This window comes from Methanobrevibacter sp. V14, from assembly GCF_963082475.1.
GTDB lineage: Archaea > Methanobacteriota > Methanobacteria > Methanobacteriales > Methanobacteriaceae > Methanocatella.
The window spans coordinates 305,078-325,131 of the sequence record NZ_CAUJAM010000008.1 but is presented as its reverse complement, the minus strand read 5'-3'; the positions used below and the strand labels follow the sequence as shown (position 1 = coordinate 325,131).

Here is a 20,054-nt window from a genome sequence, read left to right as displayed (position 1 = left end):
GAATATTGTTGATGATGAAATATGCCGTTAAATTAATCGATTAAGTGCCTTTAATAATAAAATAATTAGTTATAATTATTATTCACATCAGATGAAATCTTTAAGATAAATATAACTTCTATTTCACTATCCCTAGTATTTCTAAGCCTAACCAATTTTGAGTAGGAGTTTGGTTTTTTTTTAGTTTGTTCGTATGCTCTTGATTTGCTTATTTGAATAATAGCATTAAAACTCAGTCAAATATTGCATGGTTCACTTTGGAATTTCCTTGAGTTTCAAATATTCATCAATAGCTTCTCTAGTAGTTCCAACAACTAATCTGTAATGGTCAAATTCACCATTGACAATTACTTTTTCTATTTTGCCTTCAGCTATTACATGCTCCCCATCTATTACTTCGCCTGCATAAGTGTGTGTAAATGATACTACTTCAGTTAAAGGTACATCTACACCATCAAGGATTTCTACATTGTCAATCGTGTAAAGTGAAGGATTGTCGAATGCTCCAAGAGCACTTACAATATCACATTCAATTTGAGATGTCCCTTGAGGTTCATATACAGTATCTCCCCAAGCACCTTCAATTTCATCATAATCTCTAGTGGCTAAAATGTCAAACAATGTTCCGTTTATGGTTCCACGATTTGCTTTTCTATTTTCATACCATCTAAATTCTTCTTTTGTAAGACTTTCATCGCTCATTCTTTTGTTATATACAAAATCCCAGTAATCATCAGTGATGCCTTGTACAGTAATGTACTTGTCAATTTCTTTGATATAAACTTCTTTTCCTCTATGTTCTTTAAAAGCAGTTATTGCACGTCTGTGGTTATCTAGACCGTATACAACAAAGTCCAGGTCACTCACATCACTTTTTTGAAGGCCTGGCAAAATGGAACCTGAAATTCCTAAATGGTCATATGGAATATCAGCCATAAAATGGAAAAAGTCAGCAACATCCATTAATTTGGCAATTAATTCAGGATTCTTAATTTCTCCTCCTTTTTCAAAAGTATCCTTAAGACCCAATAATCTCATTTCAGGTTTAATGATTCTTTCAACTTTATCCAATGGCACTCCCATCATTTCAACATTAGTTACATCACTGAAGTATAAATAATCAGGATGATTTTCTCTAAGATAAGTGTAAGCTTCAGCTGAGCCTACTTTTCTATATCTTTTACCGTTTTTTTCACGATCCCCTTCAGGGTCTGGAATATATCTTAGAAAGGATATTATTCTGTCTTCTGGGTGAAGGTAGTTAGTTGATGCGAAATATAAATCGTCGGCAGTATGGATAAAATCTCTTGTTCTTACTTGTTGCATAATATCTCCTATGTGTATAATTTATAATATCTATTAAATTTAGTTTTTGATTTGGGGATAAAGGGATTTTTTATTTCAAAGGTACAAGTTACATACATAATTTTTTAATATCTTTAAATAAATATTAATAAGTAATTAAGTAAATTAAAAATCATAAAGGTATTATTATGACTATTAACCATAAACATATTGATGAAATATTTGAATATGATGGAAGCCAAATTGATCCGTCCTGGGCATTTCAGGAGTTTGGAATATATGGATCTTCAATCATAACCTGGATTGGTCCGGTTAATATTGCCCCTGATAATTTAAAGGACTTTGCTGATGTAGGTCTTGAAATCAAATCAAATTACATGGTCAATTTCATTTGCGAATTCTTTGACCAGCAACCAACTAACATGAGGGTTGCTTATTTAAGACAAAGGCTTCTTGTATTGATTTTCAGAGAGATATTAACTGAATATGGTGTTCCAACCAAAAGAGAAGGTGATGATATTTTCGTGGACAACAGAAAGCTGTCTATTTCAATAGCCAGTGTTTCTCTAAGCTCCGCCAAAATCCATTTTGCCTTAAACCTAGAAGATAAAGGAACTCCAGATGATGTAGATACAATCGGGCTTTATGATATTAAAGTTAATGGCAAACAAATATTCACAAAAGAAAATGTTAAAGAATTAATCGATACTACAGTAAATAGATTCATTGATGAATTGGAAACAATTGAAAATGATATAAGTAAAACAAAGGTGTTAGTATGAAAATTTTAGTCAATGGTGTTCAGTCAAATTTAAGATTTTCCTCAGCTCATGTAATTCCAGGGCATGAATCCTGCGGATTTATTCATGGACACTCTTATTTTGTTGATGTTGAAATAGAAGGTGAAAGAACAGGAAAATTCGAATTTGTAGTTGATTTTAAAGATGTTAAAAGTTATACAAAAGCTATTTGTGATGAACTAGATCACAGATTACTAATTCCAGTTTACAATGATTTAATAGAATTCAAAGATTTTGATAAGAAAAAAGATTCAATTTTTAATTTGAAAAAGCAGAACTCTGTTTCTTTTAAAATTGATGGTAAGGGATATACTATTCCTTGTGAGGATTGTGTATTTTTACCTCTTCCATATTCTTCTGCTGAAGAATTATCTAAGTTTTTCGCTGAATCCTTAGCTAAAAAACTAGTTGAAAGCCATGATAATCTTGAATATATAGCAATCTGTGTAAATGAAGGAATTGGACAAGGTGCTGAATATAGGAAAGAGTTATAATGAAAGCTCCAATCATTGAAATATTTTCATCCTTTCAAGGTGAAGGTCTTTTAATAGGTGAAAGGCAAATTTTTGTTAGATTTGCAGGATGTAATTTGAACTGCAACTACTGTGATACTGAAGATAGTAAATCGGAGTCTGTTGGTAAATTAATGACTCCTGATGAAGTGGTTTCACAAATTAATAAGATTTTAACTCCTGACTGTAAGACTATTTCATTTACAGGAGGGGAACCTGCACTTTATGCAGAATTTATAAATGCCGTATCACATAGGACTGATTTGAATATTATGCTTGAAACTAATGGAACAATGTCAGATAAAATTGACTCTATTGAAAAATTGGACGTAGTTTCATTAGATATTAAGCTACCTGAGCATTTTGATGGGGATTTTGATGAAAGTATTTTTTTAAATGAAATTAAATCACTAAATTTATTAATATCAAAATCTATAAGTGTATATTGTAAAGTAGTTATATTGCCATCAACAAAAATAAAGTCATTTGAAGAGGTAGTTGAAAAATTATCGCAAAATATTTCAAACAAAAACAATCTTAAAATAATTATCCAACCTTCTAGTCCTATAGGGGAATGGAAAGACATTAATTCTAAATTATTTGTTTTTTCCGAAGTTGTTGGGCAATATTTTGAAGTTTCCACCATTCCTCAAATTCATAAAATTTTGAATATTGAGTAATTTTGTTTTTAATATTATTGAGATTTTATTTTATTGATGTGTAATTGTAAATAATAGAGGTGTGCAAATGAAAGATAAAACATCTATTAATAGAAAATCAAACACAGGCGCAGTTGAACGTGAAACTAAAGTTCATGATAGGGAAGGGGACATCATGGCTATTGCAACTAGGGAGGTAATTTCCATTCCTCCTTCAAAAAGTATCAAAGATACTGCTAAAGTAATGATGGAACATGAATTTAGAAGATTGCCAATCACTGACCCAGGTTCTGGCAAATTATTAGGTATTGTGACTGTAATGGATATATTAGATTTCTTTGGTGGAGGGAAAAAATTTAACATTATTGAGAAAAAATACGAAGATAACTTCTTGGCAGCAATTAATGAACCTGTTAAAGAAATTATGACTCGTGATTTAATAACAGTATCTAGTAAAGCTTCACTTGGTGAAACTTTAGATGTAATGTTAGATAATCAATTAGGAGCCATTCCTATTTTAGACCATGAGGAAAAACTTGCAGGTATTGTAACCGAAAGAGATATTGCATTATCCTTGGCAGGTGTTGCAGGTAAAGAAACTGTACAGGACTATATGAGTCCTAAAGTTTTCACAACAACTCCAGGAACACCTTTGGAAGGTGCATGTAAAATCATGGTAAGAAATGGTTTAAGAAGAATTCCTGTTGTTGGTGGTGAAGCAGATATTTCTAAAGCAGCTAAAAAATTATTAGGAATCTTGACTTCTACCGATGTTATAAAATTCTTAAATGCAAAAGAATTATTTGATCATTTGAATTCCAATTTAGCAACTGATGTATTAGAAACCGTAATTTCAGACATCATGGTTAAAGATCCAATTACTGTAGAACCTACTATGAGTATTGGCGAGTTATGTGAACTTTTTGCTGAAAAAAATATAGGTGGAGTTCCTGTTGTTAAAAATGACCAAATCATGGGAATTATTACTGAAAGAGATATATTAAACGCAGTTAAAAGATATTAAACTTATAATAGGAGATGATAATATGCAAATTAAGAATTTGATGTCTGAGGATATTATTACCATAGACAAAGATCAAAATCTTTCTGATGCTTTGAAGTTATTACGTAAACATAATATTTCACGTTTGCCGGTAACCAATAATAAAGAATTAGTAGGTATTATTTCTGAAAGGGATATTGCTAATAGTCTTGGTTCCTCAAAATATGAAAGTATGCCTGCATCAAGACTTCATATTTCATCCATAATGGTTAAAGAAGTATTTACAGTTCCTCAAACAATGAAATTAGACGAAGTAGCAAGATTAATGTTAGATAATGGTATTGGTTCTGTTCCAGTCATTGATGAAGATGACAAAATGGTTGGAATCGTATCCAAGGCGGATTTTGTTACTCTTGCAGTGGGAATCGCTTTTGATAAAATTGTTGTTAAAGAAATCATGACTAAAGATTTGGTTGAGGTTTCATCAACTGAAAGACTTGTTCATGCCAGAAGACAAATGATTGAATCCCATGTAGGCAGACTCCCAGTTGTCGATGATGGAGGGCTTGTAGGTATTGTCACATCTAAAGATTTAATGAGAGCATTCATTGACTTTAGAAAGAAAGTACCTGAAAAATATCAAAAATCTCAAATTAAAGAGGTTTTGGTAGGCGATGTCATGTCATCTAATCCAAAATTCACTTCAAAAGAAGCTACAATTTCTGAAGTGGCTAAAATCATGATTGAAACTGGTTTCAATGGTTTACCGGTTGTTGATGATGACGAAATCGTTGGTATTATAACACAGACTGATATTTTAAGACTGATTGAAAAATTAGAATCTTAAACTATCTTTTTTTTTTTAAAATGGGGGGGGGGAGTGATTATTACATTAATTTCATTTCTAGGTCCCAAAGGAACATTTACCCATCAAGCGGCTAATATGCTAAGCGATGATTTAATTCCCTATTGCACTATTTCTGCGGTGATGGAAAGTGTTTCAAATAATGAAACTAAATATGGTGTTGTTCCTATTGAAAACTCTATTGAAGGTCCAGTTGGAGAAACTTTAGATTCATTGGCTCATAAATTTGATTTAAAAATATGTGGGGAACTTATTATTCCCATTAATCAAAACTTAATTGTTAATCCTGGTTGCAGTATGGAAGATATTGAAAATATTTATTCTCATGCACAAGCAATAGCCCAATGCAGGGAATTTATCCGGGAAAGTAAAATACGACCTCATTATGCAGTCAGCACGGCAAATGCTGCAAAAAGTATTATTGGAGATATATCTAAAGCGGCCATTGGGAATGTAAAAGCTGCAGAGTTGTATGATTTAGAAATTCTTAAAACAAATATTCAAGATACAGATAATAATGAAACAAGATTCATTGTTGTTTCAAATGAGGATCATGAGCCTACAGGCAGAGATAAGACATCAATAATCTTTTCCATATATGAAGACCGTCCTGGCGGATTATATAATATTTTAGGAATTTTCCAAAAAAATAATATTAACTTAACAAAAATTGAATCTAGGCCATCTAGAAAAGGTTTAGGCAAATATTTATTTTTTGTTGACTTTATAGGCCATAAGAATGAGGATTTGATTAAAGGTATTCTTGAAGAAATTGAGGATAATACTTATTTTTTAAAAGTTTTAGGTTCATATCCTGAATTTTAAGTAACATTTAAATTGATGTTTAAATATAACTTACAGTATAATAATTCAGGGGGTAGGCATGTCAGATGATAGAGATAAACTTCTTCAAATAATGAGCAGTTTGGATGCAGATTATAAATCTGGTAAGCTTTCTGGTGAAAAATATAGATATTTCCGTTCTAAATATGAAGATAAACTTAATTCTATTGATGCAGTCGAAGCTACTAAAAGAATAAGGTCTATGCAAGGAAAATCTGCTCCTAAAACTAATAAAAGAAGAAATAAAAAACCTACCACAGATAAAAAAAAGCAAGAGCAAGATTTAGTTCAAAAATATATTATAAATCCTAAAAAAGATGATGTTAAATATAATAAGAAGAAATCATCAAGAAATAGTAGCACTTTTAAATTAATAGCGGTAATTGTACTTGTTGTTGCATTTACTGCAGGCGTTGCTTATGGTATTTTTAATTTAGATACTGAATCAGTGTCTAATACTAGTGTTGTTGCTGTTGTTGAAGATACAGCATTCCCTGAAATTGTATCTGTTGTAAATACTACAAATGTCACTGATACTTCAAATTATTCTTATGTAGACGATACGAATGATGAGAATACTAATGGAGATGTTGAAACCACGACAGAACAACCAACCGAAAAAACTACTGATAATACTCAAGGAACAGATGGCAGTGGAAGTTCTGAGTCTGGAGGTAGTTCCTCTAATGGTGGAGGTTCTGAGTCTGGAGGTAGTTCCTCTAATGGTGGAGGTTCTGAGTCTGAAGGAGGTAATGGGGAATAATTCTCAATGTAACAGGTGATTTTTATGAATGATAAAATTTTAAAAGGAAGTATCATAGCAGTAATCCTTATATTGTTTTTAATTGCTAGTGTTAGTGCTGGTAATAATTCTAATAGTAAAACTACTATTCAAACATTATCTAAAGGAGGTTTAACTATAAATTATCCTTCAGATTGGGGTTATTCTCAAGCAAATTCAAATTATACTATCATGTCTATTTCAAAATTAAACTCAATTGACTCTGCAGGTGTTGGCCAAGTCAATATTAATTTTGAGAAAAAACCACTTGATGAGGATTTTAATCAATTTATTAACTCAACTTATAAATCTATGGAGTCTGATTCATCGTTTACTTTAGTTTCATCTGGAAGCTCTGTTATTGGAGATAGGCAATCTTATGAATATGTTTACATTTCCAATGAGAATGGTGTTGAAAGAGAACATAAAGCGGTCTGGTTTGAAAAAGGGGGCCAAGCTTATGCCATCTTATACAGTGCACCAACAGATCAATTTGAAGCTAGTTTATATGTATTTGATTATATTTTATCAGATATTAAAATAACTTAAGGTGGTTTAATGATTATTTTATGTGTTACTGGCAGTATTGCAGCTACCGAATCAATTAAATTGGCACGCGAGTTTAGAAGAAATGATATTGATGTTAAATGTTTCATGAGTGAATCTGCATGTGAAATCATCCATCCCAATGCAATGGAATTTGCAACAGGGCATGGTGTAGTTACTAAATTAACTGGCAAAATTGAGCATGTTAAATATTCTCAGGAAGATTTAATATTAGTTGCTCCAGCTACAGCAAACACTATTTCTAAATTTGCTCACAAAATTGCTGACAATCCCATATCTACTCTTTTAATCACTGCTCAGGGACACGACACCCCAATTCTATTTGTACCATCAATGCATGATTCAATGTATGAGGCAATTAAAGAAAATATTGATAAAATCAAACAAGAGGGTTCTGCATCTTTTATAAATCCCAGAATGGATGAAGGAAAAGCTAAATTCCCATTAAAAGATGATATTGTTCTTGAATCATTAAGAACTATTAATTTAAACAAAAAGGATTGATATTATTAAAGGTAAAAAGATTTTAATAAGTTTTGGAGGGACTTATGAACCTATTGATTCTGTGAGGGGCATTACAAATAAATCCTCTGGCAAAATGGGTTTGGCTCTTGCTCGTGAAGCGTATATTCGTGGAGCGGATTTAACCTTGGTTGTAGCTCATGTTAGCGTCGACATTCCTTCTGTTTTTAATGTTATTCAAGTTGAAACCAGCAGTGAAATGAATGATGAGATTTTGAAATTGATACCTTCTCATGATATTTTCATATCTGCTGCTGCAGTTTCCGATTTTGAATTTAGACAAGAGTCTGATAAAAAAATTGATTCTTCAAGTTCGTTATTTTTAAATTTAAAGCCAACAACTAAAATTATCCGCCAAATTAAAAAGATTAATCCTGATATATTTTTAGTTGGATTTAAGGCGGAGTTTAATATCTCACGGGAGGAAATTATTGAGTGCGCTAGAAGGCAAATGGTTAATGCTGGAACTGACTTAGTAATAGCTAATGACATTTCAAAAGATAATTGTCAGTTCGGATCAGATAATAATGAGGTTTTAATTGTTGATGATGAGGTTTTAATAATACCTTTGGCTTCTAAAATGGAGATTGCAAAAAGTATTTTTGATGTAATCTCGCAAAAGATCTAAGTTTACATGCATGTCATGGTTAAAACTTATTTTTTATAATCGATAATTTTATAATTAGTATTTTTCAACTCATTATTTTATAATTAACAATGTTTCTATTAAAATTATGCATCATTATTTTTATATTATTGATGCAAATTTAAATCGTTTTGAGATTATATGAGATAATTTTGGTATAACTAAATTGATTTGTGAAAGGTTTATTTTTTGATTATATTTTTATATCAATTTGATTTTTAAAATGTAATTTTATATTTTGTTTAAAAGTATGGCTGTCAACTATTTTCTAACAGTTTAATCTTTTGATAAATTCAGCAAATATGTAGGCAATAATAAGCATGTTAAAGTAATACTTTTTAGATTGAAAACATAAAATCAGTCTTTGAAAAAAATTTTTTAAAATAAGTATTTTTTTAAAATAAGTTCATTCCTTTAGGTATTAGTTAAATGGAGTGATTAATAGAGTGAATTAACCTAAAGGACTTTTCAATGAACTTTCATGTTATTTGCATTAGCATTTATTATGTTTAATTTTATAGTATAAAAAGCTATTGGAGTAATAATTATTAGTTTATATAACTCCTTGATTGTAAAGTATTTTTAACAAAATTCTTGCCAAAAACTCTATCACAAACCTATTATAAAATCAAAAATATAAATGTGAAATTTTACAATATTCCTAAATTAAACCACAAATCTATTAAAAAATTCAAATAATTGAATTTTCGTGATTTGCCGGATAAAAAAATTATCAGAGAATTAATAAACATTTAATGTCCTTTAATTAGGACTGTAATTCTTTTTATAGCTTCTAATGGTTACGCCATTCAGAGGACTGCCAATTTAATCATAGGCGATTATATTAATAGTATTCGAGATTTCACTGATAAGACAAACGTATCTGAAGCAATAAACGATATTATTAAAAGAAACTGATATTGTTCCAACTTGGAATATCTGAAAAAAAAAGACTAATAAATATTATACAACTTATTTAAGTCCCAAATTAGTAACAACAATTAATTCTTACTTAATATTAATATATGGAGATTTTATTAATGAATTAAGCTTATTTAAGTACAGTAAGGACTATATTCAATTAAGATTCATAGGGTAAATAAGGTATTAAATTTAGGTAAAGTTGAAGGTAATGACTATAAAATCCATATGCTTCGTAAATTAGGTGATGTAGGGAAGGTAGGTTTCACGGGTAATGATGGAGAACATTATTTTACCTCTCGTGAAAAGTATAATGATATTTTAAAAGACATGGGGTTTAACAGGATCAAAATTCAGCGCTGATAGTCTTTCATTGTTTTTCGCCGAAGTTAAATTTGATACATGGTAAAACGCGTTATTCAAGTTGGGAGAAGTGTTTTTATGTGTTTCCATTCTCCTGAAATATATTTCATTGAAATCATTAATGCCAAACCAATATTGGCCTTTCACTTATGCTCAAGTGTCCTGTCTGATTTCTGTCAGGGTCTAATTCACTTGAAAATTAAGTAGTTTTTATTAAAAATTTTTTTCTACCAATAATGCGATATGGTCTTTTTCATAAGGTTCCAATTTTACTTTTTCAATAATTTTAAAACCTTTCTCTTTTAATTTCTTTTCTTCTTCTTTAAAGATCTTTTTAGGCTTTTGCACTACATCAATACTTCTAGCTTTAATGGTAATAAGACCCATTCCATTATCTTTTAAAAATAAATTCATGTTTTTCATAAACAAGTCAGTTTGTGTAGGTTGAGCAACATCACAATACACTAAATCAACATTTTCCACATAGTTCAGATATCCTTTAGGTTTTGTTGCATCTCCTAAAATTGGAGCAATATTAGGTCGTTGACGTGAAAGCCGAACTAATTTTTTAGCTGTATTAGGTGAAAATTCAACTGCATAGATTTTTCCATTAATTGCAAGATCTGAAATATGCGATACGGTTGTTCCAGTTGAAGCACCAAGGTATAAGACTTTTGAAGTATCCTCAAGCTCTAAATTTGATAATCCATTTAGAAGTGCCGCTGCCAATTTGGAACGTCTAGGATTCCAAATTCTATATTCTTCATCTTCTTTAATCAATTCTTCTCCATAAACGGATATTCCTGGAGTTAAATTTTTAGTTGCAACATTTCCATCTTTAAAATAAACTTGCATGCTCTACCTCCTATTCCTTTTCTTTTTACCTTTTCTATTCTTATTTTTAGATTTTGACTTTTCTTCTTTTCTTTTTTTAGTAGTTTTAGTTGGAAATGGATTATCTTTTTCTATTTGTTCACTTTTGTTTTTAAATTCTTCTGCAGCATTTTTATCAAATGTTTTAGTGAAAACATCACGTCTGACAGCTAGGGATATCATGCCTGCAAGTGTTCTTGCGATTTTCCCACGATTCCACCATTTGGCTCCACGAACTTGGGGGTGCTGATAGATTAAACCATATTTTGGAGGATTGTCCCCACTCTTTAAGTGTCTGAATAGTGCTTTTTCAGCACCCATTATTTGAACAGTACTTGATGGATAAATTGCAAGACGTTTTATCCCTCCTGCATGTGAAATTAACTTTGCACCTAGTGTGGATCCAACTAACAATCTTAAATTCGGTGCAATTGACTCCATTTTGCTGTCAATATAATTTTCAATATTTTTCCTTGATTTTTGAAGTTCAAAAATGGAGTTGGCATAATTGTTCATTATATCCAAATCAATTGGATTAATGTCCTCTTCTAAATCAATAATGTCTTGTGGGAATGCATCAGGTTTTGTTTTTATGATTTCTTCTTTTGTTTTATTTTGTGAAATTAATTTAATGTAAGTTTCATTATTTTTAACAACGTCCATTTCAGGGAAGTATAGTGCATACCATTCTCTTATTGTTTCAGTTAACTTGGAGATGGCATCATCAATTTCTTCAATAGAGTTAACCGCTTGAATTAAATGTTTGTCTTCCCCTGCGGATTCTTTTTTAATTTTATAAATCGCAAATTTTCGGTAAATCTTGCTTATATCATCACTATCTAATCCAAATTTATCATAATTGCTTCTTAGATAATTTCCAGCCTTATTTGGTGTTTTAATAGTAACTTTATCATTGTTATAATCAGATGACCTTTTATTTGACTCGATGATTATTTCATCATAATCACTTTTGACTTCGTCAATAATCTCCAATTCCTCAGTTACAATTTGTTTGTCATTAATTTCAGCTAATTTATTAATTATTTCATCTTCTTGAAATAATTTCTCAGAAATCAATTCATTTTCGCTATTAAAAGCAAAATATCCTTTAACACAGTAAGTTATATAGCATTCCATAAGGTAATTTATTCATTTTATTTTTAATAAGTATTTTTATAATGAATTGTAAAGTATTAATTAGGTTATAATTATGTCAAAAGAAAGTTTTAGAGATTTAAAAAATGAAATTGAACTTCAAAATGCAGAAATTGATGAGATGTCAATGGAGCTAGAAAGCAAAAATGAGGAAATCAACAAATTAAAATTATATTCTACTAAATTGAAATATGAGAACAAAAACTTGGAGGATAAACTTGATTCAAAAATTGACTATGATAAAGCAAGATTCAAAGAACTTGATGATTTAAATGAAAAAATCCTGGAAAAGGAAGCTAACATTGAAGAAAAACAGGAACAGGTTAGATATCTCAGATCTTTAATTGATGATTATAAATCCCAAATCAAATCAAATTCCGAAGAGTTTGAAATGCAACTTAGAAAAATCTCTAAACATTATGAAGTCCTACTGGCTCAAAAAGACTTAATTGTTGAAAAACAAGACAAAATAATCAATAACCTTTCAAAAACAAATGATGGATTATTTAAATCCAATAAAACTAATGCTGTTGGTTTGAAGTTACAAAATGAGAAATATCAAGAAATCATTGATAGATTAACAAAATAGTTAAGTAATTAATTACAAAGTTGATAGTATGTTAAAAACAAATATTTGTGGAGTGGAATTTCAAAATCCGTTGATGTTGGCAGCAGGAATTATGGGCAGTAATGCCTCATCAATGAATTGGATTTTAAAATCCGGTGCTGGAGGAGTAGTATCTAAATCATTTTCCCTAAATCCTCATCCAGGTTATGTCAATCCTACTACTGTTGCAGTTGAAGGAGGAATAATAAATGCTATCGGACTTTCAAATCCGGGAGTTGAAAATTTTAAAGAGGAATTGCTCAAAATCGAAAGGGAAGGCAATGTTTTGATTGCATCAATTTATGGTGCAACTCCTGATGAATTTTCCCAACTTGTATGTGAAGTTCAAGGTCTTGTTGACATGATCGAGTTAAATATTTCATGTCCTCATGCAATGGAAGGTTATGGAGCTTCTATTGGTCAAAGTTGTGATTTGTCTCATACTATTGTTGCAGCAGCAAAAGATGTGGCTGAAGTGCCAATCATTGCAAAATTAACTCCTAATGTAACGGATATAACAGAAATTGCAAAGACTTGTGAAGATGCAGGTGCAGATTGCCTGTCATTAATCAATACATTAGGTCCTGGAATGAAAATCAATATTGATGTTGCAAAACCTGTATTGTCTAATAAATTCGGGGGAATGAGCGGCAAAGCAATAAAACCTATAGCTATTAGAAATGTTTATTCGGTCTATGAATCAGTTGACATACCGCTGATTGGTGTTGGTGGTGCATATACTTTTGAAGATGTTGTAGAATTTATATTCGCAGGTGCACGTGCAGTTCAAATCGGTACTGCAATTATGGATGAAGGTGTAGATGTATTTAGCAAAATAAATATTGGTTTGGAGAAATTCATGGAAGATGGGGGTTACGCTTCTATTGATGAAATGGTGGGGATTGCACATGATTAATGAACCAAAGATAGTTGAAATAACTGAGATTATCACTGAAACTCCTACAATTAAAACTTTTAAATTTAACTGGGACTTTGAAACACTTGGCCGCCCAGATCCTGGTGAATTCTTAATGATTTGGAATTTTAATAATGAAAAACCAATGTCTATCTCACAAATTAATGATGATGAACTGTTTATAACTGTAAAAAACATTGGAAAATTCACATCCCAATTGTATGACCTTGATGTAGGTGATAAAATAGGTGTTAGGGGCAGCTACGGTAGCGGTTTTAACAATTCACTTATAGGAAAAAAAATAATAGCTATTGGGGGAGGTGTTGGAATGGCTCCAATCAATGCTATTGTTCGTAATTTGGCTCAAAATAATAATGTTGATGTAATTTCAGCTGCTCAAACCAAAGAGGAATTATTATTCGTTGATTCATTAGCTGAATTAGGCGTTAATGTTCATCCATGTACTGATGATGGAAGTTTCGGATTTAAAGGATTTGCAACTAATTGCCTTAGTGATTTACTTGAAGATGCAACTTATGATTTTGCATTTGTTTGTGGACCAGAGGTCATGATGAAAGGAATATTTGATATCCTTGAAGCATCTAACATACCTGGACAATATTCTCTTGAAAGATATATGAAATGTGCACTAGGTGTTTGTGGTCAATGCTGTGTGGATAGTGAAGGTTGGAGAATTTGCGTAGAAGGGCCTGTTTTCAATCAAAATCAACTAAAACAAATCACTGAATTTGGAAAATATAGAAGAGATGCCTCTGGTGTAAAATACTAATTTTGGATTTGATAAAATGGGAATAAATATTAAAGATAACCTAACTCTACCAATACTTTTGATAATATTTCTGTTGACTATTTCGCTGATATTTATATTTCCTGTTTTAAACATGATTGTATTGGGTATGATTCTTGCTTATGGGGTGCGCCCTGTAGCTCGTAAAATTCAATCGAAGATAAGATTTGAATCTGTTTCAATTTTACTTTCAATGATTCTTATTTTAATACCGCTGATACTGTTAATCATATATATTTCTATGGAATTGTCTGGCATAATCTCTGGATTTTTAGCATCTAACTCATATTCAGATATTAATTCGTCTTTAACTTCTATTGCTTCATATATACCTTTAGAATTTGATGTTAATTCAATGTCTGCCTCAATCAACTCCTCATTACACGAAATTGGAAGTTATATTTTAAATCATCTTGTTAATTTCTTAAGTAGTTTAATGAACATTACATTGAATTTGTTCATATTGGTATGTTCAGTATTTTACTTTGCTCGTGATGGGGATAAATGCTTAAAATTCATCCGATCCTTTGTTCCAGCAGATTCAATTCACTTTTTCGACAGAACTGTAGATGCTATTAAAGGTGTTTTAAGAAGTATATTCTATGGACACTTTTTAACTTCTGTAATTATAGGAATATTTGGAGCTATTGGTTATTCAATTCTTGGATATCCATATGGGATATTTTTAGGAGTGATTACTGGTATTTTACAACTCATTCCAGTTTTTGGACCATGGCCGATTTATTGGGGATTGTTTTTTACAGATATCCTTGGCGGAAATTATCCAAGAGCACTAACTGTCTTATTGTTCGGATTTTTCTTAAGTACCGTAGATATGTATATCAGACCTGCTCTATCAAGTCGTTATGCGGATATTCACCCATTAATTCTACTTATTGGATTTTTATCAGGTCCGTTAGTATATGGAATTGTCGGATTTATTGTCGGGCCTTTAGTTTTAGGAATTACATATGCTGTTTTAGATAATTATAGGCATGAATATCTCATGGAGGATGAATAAATGCAGAGAAATGTTGTAATTTTAGATATTGATTATGTTACTTATGAAGGCAAACCTGTAATACGATTATTTTCAAAAGAAGGGGATAAAAACATAATTTTGATTGATGATACGTTTGAACCATATTTGTATGTTGTATCAGATAATATTGAAGATTGCATATCTGAAATTAAAGAAAATTTAGATGTTGTCAATGTTGAGAAAGTTGTTAAAAAAGATTTTCAAGTCGAATCTGAATTTGTAAAAGTCATATTCAAACATCCTCAGGAATTAGCTAAAAACAGGGATGCCTTAAGAGATTTGAATAATGTAATCCAAATTAGAGAATTTGATATTCCATTTTATAGAAGATATCTTATGGACAGAGATGTAATACCAATGACAGAGGTAATTGCCATTGGAGATAAAATTGATACTTTCCTCGACCTTGATTCTACAAAACAAGATTTTGAAATAATCATATTGACTGAAAAATTGGAACGCATGCCGGATTATCCTCAAAATTTCAGAATATTGAGTTTTGATTTGGAAGTTAGAAACCCTCACGGCATGCCTGATTCAGCCAAAGATGAAATCATCATGATTGGTGTGGCTAGCAATTTTGGTATAAATCAAGTTATATCCACTAAAACAAACTCTAAAGATAGGGGGGACTTTGTAAACCAAAAAAATTCTGAAAAGGAAATGATTGAAGAGTTTGTTAAAATAATTAAAGAGAATAATGTTGATATTATTGTGGGGTATAACTCAGATAATTTTGATTTTCCTTACTTAAACGATCGTGCAAAGATATTAAATGTTGATTTGGACATCGGAATGAATGATTCTGAAGTTAAATTTATTAGAAGAGGATATGCAAATGCAGCTTCATTTAAAGGATTGATTCATGTAGATTTATATCTTGTAATGAGAAGGTACATGACTCTTGATAGATACACTTTAGAAAGAGTTTATTATGAGTTATTTGGTGTGGAGAAAATTGATGTTCCAGGCGACCGTATTTGGGAGTTCTGGGACAATGGTGGTGAAAAACTAGACACGCTGTTTGATTACTCTTTAGATGATGTTGTATCAACTTTAAAAATAGCGGAACAGACATTGCCTCTTAATTTAGAACTTACTCGTATTATTGGACAACCTTTATTTGACGTATCTCGTATGGCAACAGGTCAGCAGGCAGAATGGTTTTTAGTAAAACAGGCTTATTTTGATGATGAGGTGGTTCCAAACAAACAAGGATCTAACTTTGCAGACCGTGCTTCAGCTGAGGATAATGAAGGGGGATATGTAAGGGAACCTGAAAAGGGATTGCATGAAAATCTTGTTCAATTTGATTTTAGAAGCCTATATCCAAGTATTATTATTTCAAAAAATATTTCTCCCGATGTTATGACTTTAGGGGAAGTTGAAAACGAAGAAGATTATAATATTTCTCCCGAACATGGAGTTAAATTTAAAAAATCACCACAGGGATTTATTCCATCAGTCATTGATAAAATCCTGCAAGAAAGATTCCGTATTAAACGTGAAATGAAGGCATCTGATGATGAAACTGAAAGAAAAGCGTTAAATGTACAACAACAAGCTATTAAAAGATTGGCAAATACTATGTATGGTATTTATGGGTTTCCAAGATTTAGATGGTATTCATTTGATTGTGCAAAAGCTATTACTTCCTGGGGAAGGCAATATATTAAATCATCAATAAAAAAAGCAGAAGATTATGGTTTTTATGCAATATATGCGGATACTGATGGTTTTTATGCGAAATATAAAAAATAAAAAAAGTTTAAGAGAAATTTAATTCTCTTATTTTTTGATTTTAATGGTTGATTTTGCTGTTTTGGCAACACAATACTTGTTAGCGGAATTAACTACAACTTTATGTTTACCAACTTTTAATTTTCCAACATTAAGGTTAGCAATTCCTTTTGCGTTAGTTTTTAGAGTGTAAGTTTTATATTTTTTACCAGTATAAACTTTAACTTTAATTGCAACCTTGGAAATTACTTTTTTAGTCTTTTTATTGATAACTTTTACTTTAAAGTATTTTTCACTACCCTTTTTAGCGCTTATTTTTTTAACAACTAATTTAGTTGGTGCCTTTTTAATTACTATTTTGGAAATAATTTTTTTAGCTTTATAATTTTTGTTATCAGCGCCACTTATAACAACATAATAGGTTCCAGGTCTTAAATTATCAAGGGATAATTTAATTTTACCATTGGCTCCGGTGTAACCGTTATAGTTGTAATATCTAGATGAAGTAATAAAGACTTTAATGTTAACCTTTGCATTATAGATTCCTTTTTTATTTTTAGTGTTACTTAATTTAATGTTAAAGTATTTGCCACCTTTATAGTAATCTGTTACTTTTGGTGCTTTGATTTTTGCACTAGCTTTTTTAACTGTAATAGTTTTAGTAATTTGATTACTTTGGTATCTAGCATCTGCTGATGTTACAATAATTTTATGGTTTCCAACACCTAAAGATGCACTAAATAAAATTTGACCATTACTATTAGTTTTGAAAAGATAATCCGTGTAGTTTTTAGAAGTTGAGTATAATCTAACAAATACGTAAGCTCCACTTATGCCTTTGCCGTTTTTAGTAACTTTAATTGTATAAGTAGGACCACTGTTATAGTAAATTTTAACATTTTTGCCACTAATTACAACCGGAATCTTTTTAATGGTCATGGTGGATTTTATAGAAGCATTTACAACATTTTTAGTGTCATTTGTAGATGCAGTTAAATTATAAGTTCCTCCAACAACTCCTTTAACAGAAATATGTGCCTTTCCATTTACATTAGTTGAAACATAGAAGTAGTTTTTACTAATTTTAGGGAAGTGTAATTTGAGGATTATTCCGTTCATTGCTTCTCCACTTTCTGAATTAGTTACAGTAAAGGTTAAGTTTTTATTACTTCCATAATACTCATTATAGTTATCCATTTTTATGGTAACCTTAGCTTTAGTAATAGTTAAATTAGTTGTTACTTTTGTTGATACTAAACTGTCGGATGTAGTTAACTCAACAATATGATTTCCAACATTTAATCTATTCATAGCTAAATTGTTATTATTTTGATCAAACTCATATAAGTTGCTATTTTTAAAGGAAGCAATATTGTTTTCATCAATAGTTGCACTGAATCCGGCTTTAATCCTTCCAGTTGTGGTTAAACTTAATTTTTTTCCTTTAAGGGATATGGTACTATTGTCAAGGTCTACTAATTTGAAAGTGAAATTACCGGATAAGTACTGGTTTTCAGCTTTGATTATTTCAATTTTAACATTGTAGATTCTTTTCATAGTAATTTTTTTAGTTGCATTCACGTCTCCATTATTATAAATAATGGTTAGGTTTCCACTAGTAATATTGTCTCCATCGTATGTAAATGTGATAGTTCCATTTTCAACACTTAAAATTGTTGCGTTGACAGTTTTTGTTAAATTGCCGTCTTTATAGGTAATTGTTAAATTAATATTTGTTTTATTAATTTCAAAAATATCTACACCATTGGTAATATTAAGCACAATTGTACCATTTTTGGTGGAGTTGACTTTAACAGTTTTATCTTTTGTATTTATTACAACACTGCCACGAACATTAATATTAATAGTTTTTGTAGATGCGTTATAGTTTTCATTACCAGTATAAATAATTGTTACAGGATAAATTCCTTTAGTCAATTTAGTAATTGTTAAAATATTTGTTGTACTATTATAACTATAATTTTTCACACCAGTTATTGTAAAATTATTTTTAGTAATGTTGCTAATAGGAGCATTATTCACATCTAAAACAACAACACTAATGTTTATTACTTCATTTTCATTAGCATCAACATCTGAAGCATTAATTAAAGTGGTGTATTTTATTGCAACTTCTTTAATAATGCTTTTATTTCCTTCAGTATAATTAACGATTAAGGTAGAAGGAATCTTATTTTCAAGGTTGCTAATACTGATTATATGATTTGTTGCTACCTCGTTCCAATCAATTGGAACTGTGGCATTAATATCATTATATTTTAAGATAACTATAGTATTTGAGTCATTTAAAAGATGGGTGTTGTCATGAACTCCATCAGTTAGGTTAATTGGAACATCTACACTATTTCCATCACTATTGATGCCTGAAGGCATAATTAAAGTATTATTTCCAAATATGGAAAGAATTATTTTACTTGTAGAATTGTTATATACAGCATTACCTAAATACCATATATCTAAAGTATGATTTCCAATAGCTAATTTGTCAATAAGGGTTATTCCTGTTGTATTATTATATGTGAATTTTATTGATTTTCCGTTTTTAAGAACAGTTAAGTTACTTGCAGAAATATTCAAGGTATTAGATTCATTATATTTTACTTCTACAGGAATCACTACACTCTCGTTGTCTTTATATTCTTGATTTTCACAAACAACTTCAGTATTTATTTTTTCTTGCGTGGATCCATTGCCATTATCGGCAAGGACAACACTATCGTCTGCACTAGCTAGTTGACTGTCGCTATCTGCAGTGACATTTTCACTAGCACAAACAGATCCGATACTTATTAATAGGAAGATTACCATCGCTATTAATAACAGATAAGAGTTTTTAAATTTCATAAATTTATTATCCTCCTTTTAATGAAAATCATATTATTTGAAAAAAAGTTTACGATTTTCAATATTAAATTATTATTATTTTTTTACATTTATACTTTTGGCTTTTTCATCATTTTTTTAATATTTTTAAATTTAATTTTAGTTTTAAAATAGTTAAGATAAAGGGTATAACAAGTATTTAACTGTTTTAAAAAAAGAATTTTTGAAGATTTAAAATAGTTAGGATGAAGTGTATAATAAGTATTTATTTGTTTTAAAAAA

At 30.3% G+C, this 20,054-nt stretch carries 20 protein-coding genes; 16 read left to right on the top strand and 4 right to left on the bottom strand.

The window, feature by feature from the left end:
* Window positions 1-252 precede the first annotated feature (252 nt).
* Window positions 253-1,326, bottom strand: coding sequence for a DNA polymerase subunit beta (locus tag Q9968_RS07510; RefSeq protein WP_305515028.1), 1,074 nt, complete (start codon window positions 1,324-1,326; stop codon window positions 253-255).
* A gap of 167 nt (window positions 1,327-1,493) precedes the next feature.
* On the opposite strand from Q9968_RS07510, the gene Q9968_RS07505 reads away from it, so the two are divergent.
* The 11 genes from Q9968_RS07505 (at window position 1,494) to Q9968_RS07455 (ending at window position 9,787) form a co-directional block, all read left to right on the top strand.
* Entirely contained in the window at window positions 1,494-2,087 is a 594-nt protein-coding gene (locus Q9968_RS07505; RefSeq protein WP_305515026.1) for a DUF366 family protein, read from the top strand.
* The gene (locus tag Q9968_RS07500) at window positions 2,084-2,599 is read left to right on the top strand and encodes a 6-pyruvoyl tetrahydropterin synthase family protein (protein ID WP_305515025.1); all 516 of its coding nucleotides are present in this window, start codon (window positions 2,084-2,086) and stop codon (window positions 2,597-2,599) included. Before Q9968_RS07505 ends, Q9968_RS07500 begins: the two co-directional genes overlap by 4 nt.
* Window positions 2,599-3,297 (top strand): 7-carboxy-7-deazaguanine synthase QueE, encoded by a 699-nt coding sequence (locus tag Q9968_RS07495; protein WP_305515024.1) that lies wholly within the window; start codon window positions 2,599-2,601, stop codon window positions 3,295-3,297. The genes Q9968_RS07500 and Q9968_RS07495 overlap by 1 nt, the downstream gene beginning before the upstream one ends.
* A gap of 67 nt (window positions 3,298-3,364) precedes the next feature.
* Window positions 3,365-4,300, top strand: coding sequence for a CBS domain-containing protein (locus tag Q9968_RS07490; RefSeq protein ID WP_305515022.1), 936 nt, complete (start codon window positions 3,365-3,367; stop codon window positions 4,298-4,300).
* Window positions 4,301-4,322: 22 nt separating this feature from the next.
* Window positions 4,323-5,126, top strand: a complete 804-nt coding sequence (locus tag Q9968_RS07485; protein WP_305515020.1) for an HPP family protein — start codon at window positions 4,323-4,325, stop codon at window positions 5,124-5,126.
* 36 nt (window positions 5,127-5,162) lie between these two features.
* Complete coding sequence (pheA, locus tag Q9968_RS07480; RefSeq protein WP_305515041.1) at window positions 5,163-5,969, top strand: prephenate dehydratase; 807 nt, start codon at window positions 5,163-5,165, stop codon at window positions 5,967-5,969.
* Window positions 5,970-6,027: 58 nt separating this feature from the next.
* Window positions 6,028-6,750, top strand: coding sequence for an endoglucanase (locus tag Q9968_RS07475; protein ID WP_305515018.1), 723 nt, complete (start codon window positions 6,028-6,030; stop codon window positions 6,748-6,750).
* Window positions 6,751-6,774: 24 nt separating this feature from the next.
* Window positions 6,775-7,317 (top strand): hypothetical protein, encoded by a 543-nt coding sequence (locus Q9968_RS07470; protein WP_305515016.1) that lies wholly within the window; start codon window positions 6,775-6,777, stop codon window positions 7,315-7,317.
* 9 nt (window positions 7,318-7,326) lie between these two features.
* Window positions 7,327-7,839, top strand: a complete 513-nt coding sequence (locus Q9968_RS07465) for a flavoprotein (RefSeq protein ID WP_305515014.1) — start codon at window positions 7,327-7,329, stop codon at window positions 7,837-7,839.
* Window positions 7,840-7,900: 61 nt separating this feature from the next.
* Window positions 7,901-8,485, top strand: coding sequence for a phosphopantothenoylcysteine decarboxylase (locus tag Q9968_RS07460; protein WP_305515012.1), 585 nt, complete (start codon window positions 7,901-7,903; stop codon window positions 8,483-8,485).
* 1,167 nt (window positions 8,486-9,652) lie between these two features.
* Window positions 9,653-9,787, top strand: a complete 135-nt coding sequence (locus Q9968_RS07455) for a hypothetical protein (protein WP_305515010.1) — start codon at window positions 9,653-9,655, stop codon at window positions 9,785-9,787.
* A 213-nt stretch (window positions 9,788-10,000) separates the two neighbouring features.
* On the opposite strand, the gene Q9968_RS07450 is transcribed toward Q9968_RS07455, so the two are convergent.
* Window positions 10,001-10,642 carry a fibrillarin-like rRNA/tRNA 2'-O-methyltransferase gene (locus Q9968_RS07450; protein WP_305515008.1) on the bottom strand — a complete coding sequence of 214 codons (642 nt, stop codon included), beginning with the start codon at window positions 10,640-10,642 and terminating at the stop codon, window positions 10,001-10,003.
* Window positions 10,643-10,645: 3 nt separating this feature from the next.
* Window positions 10,646-11,797 carry an NOP5/NOP56 family protein gene (locus Q9968_RS07445; protein ID WP_305515006.1) on the bottom strand — a complete coding sequence of 384 codons (1,152 nt, stop codon included), beginning with the start codon at window positions 11,795-11,797 and terminating at the stop codon, window positions 10,646-10,648.
* 73 nt (window positions 11,798-11,870) lie between these two features.
* Here Q9968_RS07445 and Q9968_RS07440 point away from each other — a divergent pair, with 73 nt between their 5' ends.
* Genes Q9968_RS07440 through Q9968_RS07420 form a run of 5 tightly spaced genes read left to right on the top strand, consistent with a single transcriptional unit; the run spans window position 11,871 to window position 16,949 of the window.
* Window positions 11,871-12,404 carry a glycosyl transferase gene (locus Q9968_RS07440; RefSeq protein WP_305515004.1) on the top strand — a complete coding sequence of 178 codons (534 nt, stop codon included), beginning with the start codon at window positions 11,871-11,873 and terminating at the stop codon, window positions 12,402-12,404.
* Window positions 12,405-12,432: 28 nt separating this feature from the next.
* The gene (locus tag Q9968_RS07435) at window positions 12,433-13,338 is read left to right on the top strand and encodes a dihydroorotate dehydrogenase (protein ID WP_305515002.1); all 906 of its coding nucleotides are present in this window, start codon (window positions 12,433-12,435) and stop codon (window positions 13,336-13,338) included.
* Entirely contained in the window at window positions 13,331-14,128 is a 798-nt protein-coding gene (locus Q9968_RS07430; protein WP_305515000.1) for a dihydroorotate dehydrogenase electron transfer subunit, read from the top strand. The genes Q9968_RS07435 and Q9968_RS07430 overlap by 8 nt, the downstream gene beginning before the upstream one ends.
* A gap of 16 nt (window positions 14,129-14,144) precedes the next feature.
* On the top strand, window positions 14,145-15,167 hold the full coding sequence (locus Q9968_RS07425) for an AI-2E family transporter (RefSeq protein ID WP_305514998.1): 1,023 nt from the start codon (window positions 14,145-14,147) through the stop codon (window positions 15,165-15,167).
* Window positions 15,168-16,949, top strand: coding sequence for a DNA-directed DNA polymerase (locus tag Q9968_RS07420; protein ID WP_305514997.1), 1,782 nt, complete (start codon window positions 15,168-15,170; stop codon window positions 16,947-16,949).
* 27 nt (window positions 16,950-16,976) lie between these two features.
* On the opposite strand, the gene Q9968_RS07415 is transcribed toward Q9968_RS07420, so the two are convergent.
* Entirely contained in the window at window positions 16,977-19,793 is a 2,817-nt protein-coding gene (locus Q9968_RS07415; RefSeq protein WP_305514995.1) for a hypothetical protein, read from the bottom strand.
* Window positions 19,794-20,054 lie beyond the last annotated feature (261 nt).

Coding starts and splice junctions, on each gene's coding strand:
- Q9968_RS07485 (WP_305515020.1), top strand. CDS start 4,323: ATGCAAATTAAGAATTTGATGTCTGAGGATATTATTACCATAGACAAA.
- Q9968_RS07510 (WP_305515028.1), bottom strand. CDS start 1,326: ATGCAACAAGTAAGAACAAGAGATTTTATCCATACTGCCGACGATTTA.
- Q9968_RS07475 (WP_305515018.1), top strand. CDS start 6,028: ATGTCAGATGATAGAGATAAACTTCTTCAAATAATGAGCAGTTTGGAT.
- Q9968_RS07500 (WP_305515025.1), top strand. CDS start 2,084: ATGAAAATTTTAGTCAATGGTGTTCAGTCAAATTTAAGATTTTCCTCA.
- Q9968_RS07470 (WP_305515016.1), top strand. CDS start 6,775: ATGAATGATAAAATTTTAAAAGGAAGTATCATAGCAGTAATCCTTATA.
- Q9968_RS07465 (WP_305515014.1), top strand. CDS start 7,327: ATGATTATTTTATGTGTTACTGGCAGTATTGCAGCTACCGAATCAATT.
- Q9968_RS07450 (WP_305515008.1), bottom strand. CDS start 10,642: ATGCAAGTTTATTTTAAAGATGGAAATGTTGCAACTAAAAATTTAACT.
- Q9968_RS07455 (WP_305515010.1), top strand. CDS start 9,653: ATGCTTCGTAAATTAGGTGATGTAGGGAAGGTAGGTTTCACGGGTAAT.
- Q9968_RS07495 (WP_305515024.1), top strand. CDS start 2,599: ATGAAAGCTCCAATCATTGAAATATTTTCATCCTTTCAAGGTGAAGGT.
- Q9968_RS07435 (WP_305515002.1), top strand. CDS start 12,433: ATGTTAAAAACAAATATTTGTGGAGTGGAATTTCAAAATCCGTTGATG.
- Q9968_RS07445 (WP_305515006.1), bottom strand. CDS start 11,797: ATGGAATGCTATATAACTTACTGTGTTAAAGGATATTTTGCTTTTAAT.
- Q9968_RS07440 (WP_305515004.1), top strand. CDS start 11,871: ATGTCAAAAGAAAGTTTTAGAGATTTAAAAAATGAAATTGAACTTCAA.
- Q9968_RS07425 (WP_305514998.1), top strand. CDS start 14,145: ATGGGAATAAATATTAAAGATAACCTAACTCTACCAATACTTTTGATA.
- Q9968_RS07505 (WP_305515026.1), top strand. CDS start 1,494: ATGACTATTAACCATAAACATATTGATGAAATATTTGAATATGATGGA.
- Q9968_RS07420 (WP_305514997.1), top strand. CDS start 15,168: ATGCAGAGAAATGTTGTAATTTTAGATATTGATTATGTTACTTATGAA.
- Q9968_RS07415 (WP_305514995.1), bottom strand. CDS start 19,793: ATGAAATTTAAAAACTCTTATCTGTTATTAATAGCGATGGTAATCTTC.
- Q9968_RS07430 (WP_305515000.1), top strand. CDS start 13,331: ATGATTAATGAACCAAAGATAGTTGAAATAACTGAGATTATCACTGAA.
- Q9968_RS07490 (WP_305515022.1), top strand. CDS start 3,365: ATGAAAGATAAAACATCTATTAATAGAAAATCAAACACAGGCGCAGTT.